Here is a 9,195-nt window from a genome sequence, read left to right on the forward strand (position 1 = left end):
AAGGTATGACAATGTTATTGTTTTGCAGCAATACTCAGGAATTACTCAAGCATGACATGTCTACCTTAAACATCGGACTATCTATAAAGCGACATTATGCTTTCACGCACATGACGTGATACATGCCGTCGATAATTTCCGTTCCTTCGGTTTCATGTTCAAAGCCAGGGAAGTTATGGTCCCAGGATTGCAACGAACGCAGGTAACTTATCTGTGGGCTATTGGCATCGCCAAAGTTTTCCCCGGACAGCAGCATCGGGATTCCCGGTGGGTAAGGGATAACGGAATTGGCGGCAATACGGCCCGGCAGATTTTCGATGGCTACCATCTCAACGTTGTCGCTCACGATCGCGTTATAGGCTTCGCGCGGGGTGATTTCAGCGACAGGCAGGCCGGAGTAGGCCGCATTGAGGCGGCTACCTGGGTTATTTTCTTTCAGCCAGGCGAACATGGTGTCGCCCAGATCGTGAATGCCCATGTTGGCGTAAGTGTCAGGATGTTCCTCTACCAGTTCCGGCATCACCTGTGACAGCGGGGTATTAGTATCGTAATGGTGCTTGAAGGAACACAGCGTGTTGATAAGCGTGCCCCATTTCCCGCGGGTGATCCCCATTGAGAACAGAAACATAATCTGGAAGTCGGTGGTGCGGGTCGGTACGATACCGTGACGTCCAAGCCAGGCGGTGACCAGCGCGGCCGGCACGCCATTTTCTTCCAGCTCGCCGTCGTCGCCCATTCCCGGTGCCAGAATGCTGACCTTAATCGGGTCCAGCATGCTCCAGTTATCCGGCAGGTCTTTAAAGCCGTGCCAGGATTCACCCGGGCGCATCACCCAGCAATTCTGGTCGGTGGTCAGCAGTTGGGTCGGAGCATCCGCGAAGTCGTAGGTTTCGCCGGTTTGTGGATCGGTGACCACCTCTTTGTTCCACGGTTTGAAGAACCAGTCGCCCTCGGCGGTGAATTCTTTGTATAACCGCGCCATTGCCTGGCGGAAATCAACCGCTTCGTCGATCACTTCCTGAGTGAGCGACAGGCCGCTATTACCGTCCATCATTGAGACCGCCACGTCGTTTGAGGCGCAGATGGCATACAGCGGTGAGGTGGTGGCGTGCATCATATACGCCTGGTTAAAGCGGGAGAAATTCACCGCTCCACGGCCTTCACGCACGTGGATGTAAGAGGCCTGTGACAGCGCATTCAGCAGTTTGTGGGTGGAGTGCGTGGCAAATACGGTGGGGCCGTTATGGTCGCCCGGCTCTCCACGCATGGCGTAGTGGTCGTTGTAAATTGGGTTGAAGCGCGCATAGCCGTACCAGGCTTCATCGAAGTGTATACGATCGCTGGTTTGTGCCAGCAGGTCTTGCGCTTCTTTCGCGTTGTAGCAGACGCCGTCGTAGGTACAGTTAGTGACCACGCTGTAAGATGGCTTTTGCCCGGCTTTACCTTGCGTCAGCGGGCTTTCGCTGATTTTTTTCTGCAACGTTTCCGGCTGCATTTCCTGCGGGTAGATAGGCCCGATAATGCCGTAACGGTTACGGCTTGGCACCATATACACCGGTTTTGCCCCGGTGAGGATCAGCCCCTGCTCGATCGATTTATGGCAGTTTCGATCCAGAACGACCACGTCGTTGTCGGTCATGCAGGCCTGCATGATAGTGCGGTTAGAGCCGGATGTGCCGACCACTACGGACCACGAACGGTCAGCGCCAAAGACGCGGGCGGCATATTTTTCACTCTCGCCAAATGCGCCGGTGTGGTCAAGCAGTGAGCCGAGAGAGGCGCGTTCGATACCCATATCGCTACGGAACAGATTTTCACCGTAGTAATCATGGTAGAAACGACCCGCAGGGGTTTTGGTAAATCCGACGCCGCCCTGGTGGCCTGGTGCGGCCCAGGAATATTCATGGATGTCGCCGTATTTCATCAATGCGCTGAACAGTGGCGGCAGAAGCTGCTGGCGATAACGGGTCATTGCCGCAACGGCGCGCCCGGCGATAAAGTCGGCAGTATCTTCCAGAATCCAGGCGAATTCATCGACAAGCTCCAGCAGATCGCGATCCAGCGATGCGGTAGCTTTTTCCCGATCGCCCAGCAGGAAAACGGGAACATTTTGCTGGCGTTCGTGAAGCTTGCCGATCAATTGCCTGACGTTGAGGTGTTCGTCCTGTTGTTCCATTTGGTAGCTGAACATCAGGCAGTCAATGGCCTCATTGGCGGCCAGGATGGCATAACCATCATCGAATGATGTGGACTTAATGACGGTCACATTTTGCCGACTTAGAGCGTCCGCCAGACGTTCGACCGCGTGGCCGACCCAGGTGTCCTGATGCAGAAATTCGCTTTCAACAATTAATACTTTCATCGTCTGTTTCCCGTAGTGGAGGATGTGTGACGAGGGCAAGTATTTACCTGATAAATACGGGAGTAAAGGGGGCGAAAATCAGGCGATTTTGTGTTTTTATTTTTTAAAAACAAATGGTTGATTGGTGCATTTGGCGATTTTTCCCCGTCGTTTATCGACAGGGGAATTATTTTTTTGGCTGATAGTGATATTGCCGGGGTCAGAGGGCTGAGGACTGTCGTCTTTGCTGACTCAGTTTGCGGTATTGCTGTGGTGACATGCCGACAAATTTGTTGAAGGTGTCGTAAAAGCGGCTGCTGGAGGGGAACCCGGCGGTCAGCGCCACGTCCAGAATCGTTTTATCGGTATCGCTTAGCAGCGCGCGGACGTGGTTGATCCGCATCGCGGTAATGTACTGCTTCATGGTGAGCTGCATTACGCGCTGGAAAATTCCCATCGCATAGTTGGCATTGAGCTTCACATGCTCCGCGACGTCGTTAATGGTGAGCGCCTGATCGTAGTTGTCGGCAATAAAGCTCAGCATCTGGCTGACGTAAAACTGAGCGTGTCGGGAAACGCTGTTTTTGTGCGTGCGCGAGGTTTTATTGACCAGAATCGGCTGCCAGCCCGACAGGCTAAAGCGCTTAAGCATCAGACCAATTTCGTCGATCGCCAACTGGCGAATTTGTTCGTTCGGGCTGTTTACCTCTTGCTGCCAGCGCTGAACTTCAAAGGTGCTGAGCTGTTGCGTCGCCAGTGATTTAATGACCATGCCATGCGTGACGTGGTTGATCAGTTCGCGATCCAGCGGCCAGGAGAGAAACAGGTGCATCGGTAAATTGAAAATCGCCATCTGCTGGCAGGTACCCGGACGGGTGAGCTGGTGCGGCGTACAGGCCCAGAATAATGTGATATGTCCCTGTTTTATCTGCACCACTTCGTTATTGATAACATACTCAACGTCGCCATCGAACGGTACATTCACTTCCACCTGGCCGTGCCAGTGGCTGGAGTCCATGGCATGCGGCGGGCGCAGCTCGATATCCATGCGTTGATACTCTGAGTACAGCGTCAGCGGGCTGCGGGTCTGCTGTTCATCGCTACTGCACATGTGTGGATCGGGAGGGAGAAGCGGTATCGGTAACGTCGTCATGGTCACTCCATTTCCTGAATGCTCAGAATCATGCCATTTGTATACAGATAAGACTGCGAATTGGGACGCAAATTGAGTCATTAGACCTCAGCATAGTAGAGATTTTGGGCCACATACTCTGCTTTTCGGCTAATTTAATCCCATTATCTCAGATTCTGCGTGGGCGGAAAGGTGATCTGAGTTTTTGGGAATGCTCATTACAGAAGCCGGAGGCTTTCATCGCCATCGCGTGCCATCCTGACGATGACCAACAACGTTCTGGAGAGTGATGATGTCTGCACCCAAAATTACCTTTATCGGCGCCGGTTCCACGATTTTCGTCAAAAATATTCTCGGGGATGTCTTTCACCGCGATGCACTGAAATCTGCGCATATTGCCTTAATGGATATCGATCCCACACGCCTTGAAGAATCGCATATTGTGGTGCGCAAACTGATGGATTCAGCGGGCGCATCCGGTCACATTACCTGCCATACCGATCGGAAAGCGGCGTTGCAGGATGCCGATTTTGTGGTTGTCGCCTTCCAGATTGGCGGCTATGAGCCGTGTACCGTCACTGATTTTGACGTGTGTAAACGTCATGGTCTGGAACAAACCATTGCCGATACGCTGGGGCCGGGCGGCATTATGCGCGCGCTGCGCACCATCCCGCATTTATGGCAGATTTGTGAAGACATGACCGAAGTCTGCCCGCATGCCACGATGCTTAACTACGTCAATCCGATGGCGATGAACACCTGGGCTATGTATGCACGGTATCCGCAGATTAAACAGGTTGGGCTGTGCCACTCTGTTCAGGGGACGGCGGAGGAGTTGGCGCGTGATTTGAATATCGATCCCGCCACGTTGCGCTACCGTAGCGCCGGGATCAACCATATGGCGTTTTACCTGGAGCTGGAACGAAAAACAGCAGAGGGCAGCTATGTGGATTTGTACCCGGAACTGCTGGCTGCTTATGAAGCCGGTCAGGCGCCGAAGCCTAACATTCACGGGAATAGCCGCTGCCAGAACATCGTGCGGTATGAGATGTTCAAAAAACTGGGGTACTTCGTTACTGAGTCTTCAGAACATTTTGCTGAATATACGCCGTGGTTTATTAAGCCGGGACGTGAAGACCTGATTGAGCGCTACAAGGTGCCGCTGGATGAATACCCGAAACGTTGCGTGGAACAACTGGCGAACTGGCATAAAGAGCTGGAGGAGTACAAAACGGCGGCGCGGATTGATATTAAACCGTCGCGGGAATATGCCAGCACGATCATGAATGCCATCTGGACCGGTGAGCCGAGCGTGATTTATGGCAACGTGCGTAATGACGGCCTGATCGATAACCTGCCACAGGGCTGCTGTGTGGAAGTGGCGTGTCTGGTTGATGCCAATGGCATTCAACCGACGAAGGTGGGCACTCTCCCATCGCATCTGGCGGCAATGATGCAAACCAATATCAATGTGCAGACCCTGCTGACCGAAGCCATCCTGACGGAAAACCGCGATCGGGTGTATCACGCGGCAATGATGGACCCCCATACCGCGGCAGTATTGGGCATTGAGGAGATTTATGCGCTGGTGGACGACCTGATCGCTTCACATGGCGACTGGTTACCGGCCTGGTTACATCGATAAGCCCCTTGCGCGCCGGCAGCATGTCCGGCGCCCGACGTCTCACGTTTCCTATTACAGAAGGCGGGCGCTGGTAACAGTGACCCGATACCCTATGAGCATATCTCTGACAACAAAACTCAGTTATGGATTTGGAGCGTTTGGTAAGGATTTCGCTATTGGTATTGTGTACATGTACCTGATGTATTACTACACCGATGTGGTGGGGTTATCGGTGGGTCTGGTCGGGACATTGTTCCTGGCGGCAAGGATTTGGGATGCGATTAACGATCCGATCATGGGCTGGATTGTTAACGCCACCCGCTCACGCTGGGGAAAGTTTAAACCCTGGATTCTAATCGGCACCCTGGCGAACTCGCTGGTGCTGTTCTTGCTATTTAGCGCCCATCTGTTCGAAGGGACAACGCAGGTTGTCTTTGTATGTGTCACCTACATTCTGTGGGGGATGACCTACACCATTATGGATATTCCCTTCTGGTCGCTGGTGCCGACCATTACGCTGGATAAACGCGAACGTGAGCAACTGGTGCCGTTTCCCCGCTTTTTCGCCAGCTTGTCCGGGTTTGTGACCGCCGGGGTAACGTTGCCCTTTGTCAGCTATGTTGGCGGGGCCGATCGTGGATTTGGTTTCCAGATGTTTACGCTGGTGCTGATCGCATTCTTTATCGTGTCGACATTCGTGACGCTACGTAATGTGCATGAGGTGTATTCGTCGGACAGCGATGCAACAGCCGACAGCAGTCGCCTGAGTTTGAAAGCGATCGTCGGACTTATCTATAAAAACGACCAGCTTTCCTGCTTGCTGGGCATGGCGCTGGCCTACAATATCGCGGCCAATATTATTGCGGGTTTTGCTATTTACTATTTTACCTACGTAATTGGCGATACGGCCCTCTTCCCGTACTACATGTCCTACGCCGGTGCGGCTAATCTGCTGACGCTGATCCTTTTTCCTCGACTGGTGAAAGCGTTGTCCCGGCGGATCTTATGGGCTGGGGCATCGATAATGCCGGTACTTAGCTGCGGCGTGCTGTTGGCGATGGCATTAGCGGGTTTTCATAATACCCTGCTGATTGTGATTGCCGGGGTTTTACTGAACATTGGTTCGGCGCTTTTCTGGGTGCTGCAGGTCATTATGGTCGCGGACACCGTCGATTACGGTGAATACAAGCTCAATGTACGTTGTGAAAGCATTGCCTATTCGGTACAAACCATGGTGGTCAAAGGGGGATCAGCGTTTGCTGCTTTCTTTATCGCGCTGGTGCTCGGGATAATTGGCTATCTGCCGAACGTTGAGCAGTCTGCCGAAACCATCGTGGGTATGCAATTCATTATGATAGCGCTACCGGCACTCTTTTTTATGGTCACGCTAATCCTCTACTTCCGTTTCTACCGACTGAACGGCGATACGCTGCGCCGGATCCAGATCCACTTGTTGGATAAGTACCGCAAGGTGCCTTCGGTGGATGAGCAACTGGATATACCGGTGGTTGCGGTAGCAACCACCGGTGAAGCTAAGGCGTAACGTACAGGCCGGATTAGCGTCAGCGACATCCGGTAATCAGTTCACGGTGATTAACCCATAGCGGCACAACTGCCGACAATGAACCCGCGCCAGCAGTATCACCGTGGTTAATGCGCCGAGCAGGGCGCAGAACATATCTGACTGGGTATCCCACGGATCGCCCTGCGTGCCAAGGAAATCATCTGCACCTTGACCCATCGCCAGCGCCGCCCACCATTCAATCAGTTCATAGGTGGCGCTGATCGCCAGCGCGACACAGCAGACTAAAAACGCCAACATCTTACGCCCACGGACACTATTGCCGCGTACTAAAATCTCTCTGGCCGTCAGGGCAGGTACCAGCCCCTGGAAGAAGTGGCCCAGCTTGTCATAAGGGTTGCGGCTCAGATTCAGCCACTCCTGAACATCAAAGCCAATCGGCACCTTAGCGTAGGTGTACATACCGCCCACCATCAGAATGATGGCATGCAAGAAAATCAGCGTGTAGAGCAGCGGCGTCAGCGGGTAGCGCTTAACGGTTACCAGCAGCAACGGGACGACAATAATGACCGGCGTGACTTCCATCAGCCAGGTGATTTTTTCTGTGGCGCAGAAGCCGGTGTAGGCAAGAATGAGCGCCAGCACCAGTGCGCCAGTATTCAGCATCGAAGTATTCAGTGTGCGGATCATGATGATTTAGCGAGTAGTCGAAAAGGCTACTATTTATCGGGCGTGATAAAAATTCAATACCCGTTATTGAGGGGGGAGAGTGGCCCGGGGGGATCACCGGGCTGTCCTCAACGGTTGGGTGTCCAACGATTGGGAGCAGTCCGGTGCCGGGCCAGATAGGTTACTTCGCGCAGTTAGCGCATTGCTTGCTGACAATTTGCTGGAAGAAATCGTTGCCTTTGTCATCGACCAGGATGAAGGCCGGGAAATCTTCAACTTCGATTTTCCAAATAGCTTCCATACCCAGTTCCGGATACTCCACGCATTCCAGATGCTTAATGCTCTGCTGCGCCAGTACTGCCGCCGGACCGCCGATGCTGCCTAAGTAGAAGCCGCCGTGTTTATGGCAGGCGTCGGTCACCTGCTGGCTGCGGTTCCCTTTCGCCAGCATGATCATGCTGCCGCCGTGGGATTGCAGCAGATCAACGTAGGAGTCCATACGACCCGCGGTGGTTGGGCCTAAGGAGCCTGATGGATAACCCGCTGGTGTTTTTGCCGGACCCGCGTAGTAGATCGGGTGATCTTTCACGTACTGTGGCAGACCTTCACCGGAATCAATACGCTCTTTCAGCTTCGCATGGGCAATGTCGCGACCCACAATGATGGTGCCGCTTAACGACAGGCGCGTAGATACCGGGTATTGAGAAAGCTGGGCGAGGATCTCTTTCATCGGGCGGTTCAGGTCAACCTTAACTGCTTCACCTTCACCAGCCTGACGCAGCGATTCTGGAATGTACTGGGCTGGATTATGCTCCAGTTTTTCAATCCAGATACCGTCGCGATTAATTTTGGCCTTGATGTTACGGTCGGCAGAGCAGGATACACCCATGCCTACCGGGCAAGATGCACCGTGGCGAGGCAAGCGGATCACGCGGATATCGTGTGCGAAGTATTTGCCGCCAAACTGTGCGCCGAGACCCAGTTTCTGTGCTTCTTCAAGCAGTTCTTGTTCCAGTTGAACGTCGCGGAACGCCTGACCATGGGCATTACCTTCGGTCGGCAGAGCGTCGTAGTAGTGCGTGCTGGCCAGTTTCACCGTTTTGAGGGTGCTTTCTGCTGAGGTGCCGCCAATGACAAAGGCGATGTGGTAAGGCGGGCAGGCCGCCGTACCTAGCGTGCGCATCTTATCGACCAGGTAATTTTTCAGCTTGCCGGGGGTCAGCAGTGCTTTCGTTTCCTGATAGAGGTACGTTTTGTTTGCTGAGCCGCCGCCTTTGGCCACACACAGGAATTTGTATTCGTCACCATCCACGCTGTACAGGTCGATTTGCGCGGGCAGGTTCGTCCCGGTATTGACCTCTTTGTACATATCCAGTGCGGCGTTTTGTGAATAGCGCAGGTTATCTTCAATGTAGGTATTAAAGACACCTTTGGAGAGCGCGGCTTCGTCCCCGCCACCGGTCCAGACGCGTTGGCCTTTTTTACCCATGATAATAGCCGTGCCGGTATCCTGACAGGTTGGCAGCACGCCTTTGGCGGCGATTTCAGAGTTTCTCAGGAATTGCAGCGCCACGTACTTATCGTTTTCGCTGGCTTCTGGATCGTGAAGAATGGAGGCGACTTGCTGCTGGTGTTCCGGGCGGAGCATGAAGGAGGCATCGTGGAAGGCTTGCTGGGCCAGGAGCGTCAGTGCTTCTGGTTCTACCTTGAGGATTGTCTCGCCTTCAAACTCGCCGACGCTGACGTGATCGGATGTCAGCAGATAGTACTCAGTTTTGTCTTCCCCCAGCGGGAAAGGCGCCTGGTAAGTGAATTCAACTTTTGACATTTGCTTCCAGCCTTTTCTTTTTTATCAGAAACGTAAATTGTTCTGCATCTTATGAGTAGCGTGCCGTACAAAAGTGGAC

General features: G+C 53.3%; 6 protein-coding genes. 2 read left to right on the top strand and 4 right to left on the bottom strand.

Features of this window, described 5'->3' with window-relative positions:
• Positions 1-94: 94 nt before the first annotated feature.
• Positions 95-2,362, bottom strand: coding sequence for an arginine decarboxylase (adiA, locus tag FDW95_RS14395; protein ID WP_115259660.1), 2,268 nt, complete (start codon positions 2,360-2,362; stop codon positions 95-97).
• Positions 2,363-2,561: 199 nt separating this feature from the next.
• Positions 2,562-3,494: a transcriptional regulator MelR gene (gene melR, locus FDW95_RS14400; RefSeq protein WP_115259659.1), complete on the bottom strand. Its 933-nt coding sequence runs from the start codon at positions 3,492-3,494 to the stop codon at positions 2,562-2,564.
• 268 nt (positions 3,495-3,762) lie between these two features.
• On the opposite strand from melR, the gene melA reads away from it, so the two are divergent.
• Positions 3,763-5,118, top strand: coding sequence for an alpha-galactosidase (gene melA / locus FDW95_RS14405; RefSeq protein WP_115259658.1), 1,356 nt, complete (start codon positions 3,763-3,765; stop codon positions 5,116-5,118).
• Positions 5,119-5,209: 91 nt separating this feature from the next.
• The gene (gene melB / locus FDW95_RS14410) at positions 5,210-6,640 is read left to right on the top strand and encodes a melibiose:sodium transporter MelB (protein WP_137363535.1); all 1,431 of its coding nucleotides are present in this window, start codon (positions 5,210-5,212) and stop codon (positions 6,638-6,640) included.
• Between the two features lie 36 nt (positions 6,641-6,676).
• On the opposite strand, the gene FDW95_RS14415 is transcribed toward melB, so the two are convergent.
• Together FDW95_RS14415 and fumA are read right to left on the bottom strand one after the other, a co-directional pair.
• Complete coding sequence (locus FDW95_RS14415) at positions 6,677-7,309, bottom strand: DUF2238 domain-containing protein (RefSeq protein ID WP_115259656.1); 633 nt, start codon at positions 7,307-7,309, stop codon at positions 6,677-6,679.
• A gap of 160 nt (positions 7,310-7,469) precedes the next feature.
• Positions 7,470-9,116, bottom strand: a complete 1,647-nt coding sequence (gene fumA, locus FDW95_RS14420; protein ID WP_096758638.1) for a class I fumarate hydratase FumA — start codon at positions 9,114-9,116, stop codon at positions 7,470-7,472.
• Positions 9,117-9,195 lie beyond the last annotated feature (79 nt).

The organism is Citrobacter sp. wls718, from assembly GCF_005280945.1.
Lineage (GTDB): Bacteria > Pseudomonadota > Gammaproteobacteria > Enterobacterales > Enterobacteriaceae > Citrobacter > Citrobacter gillenii.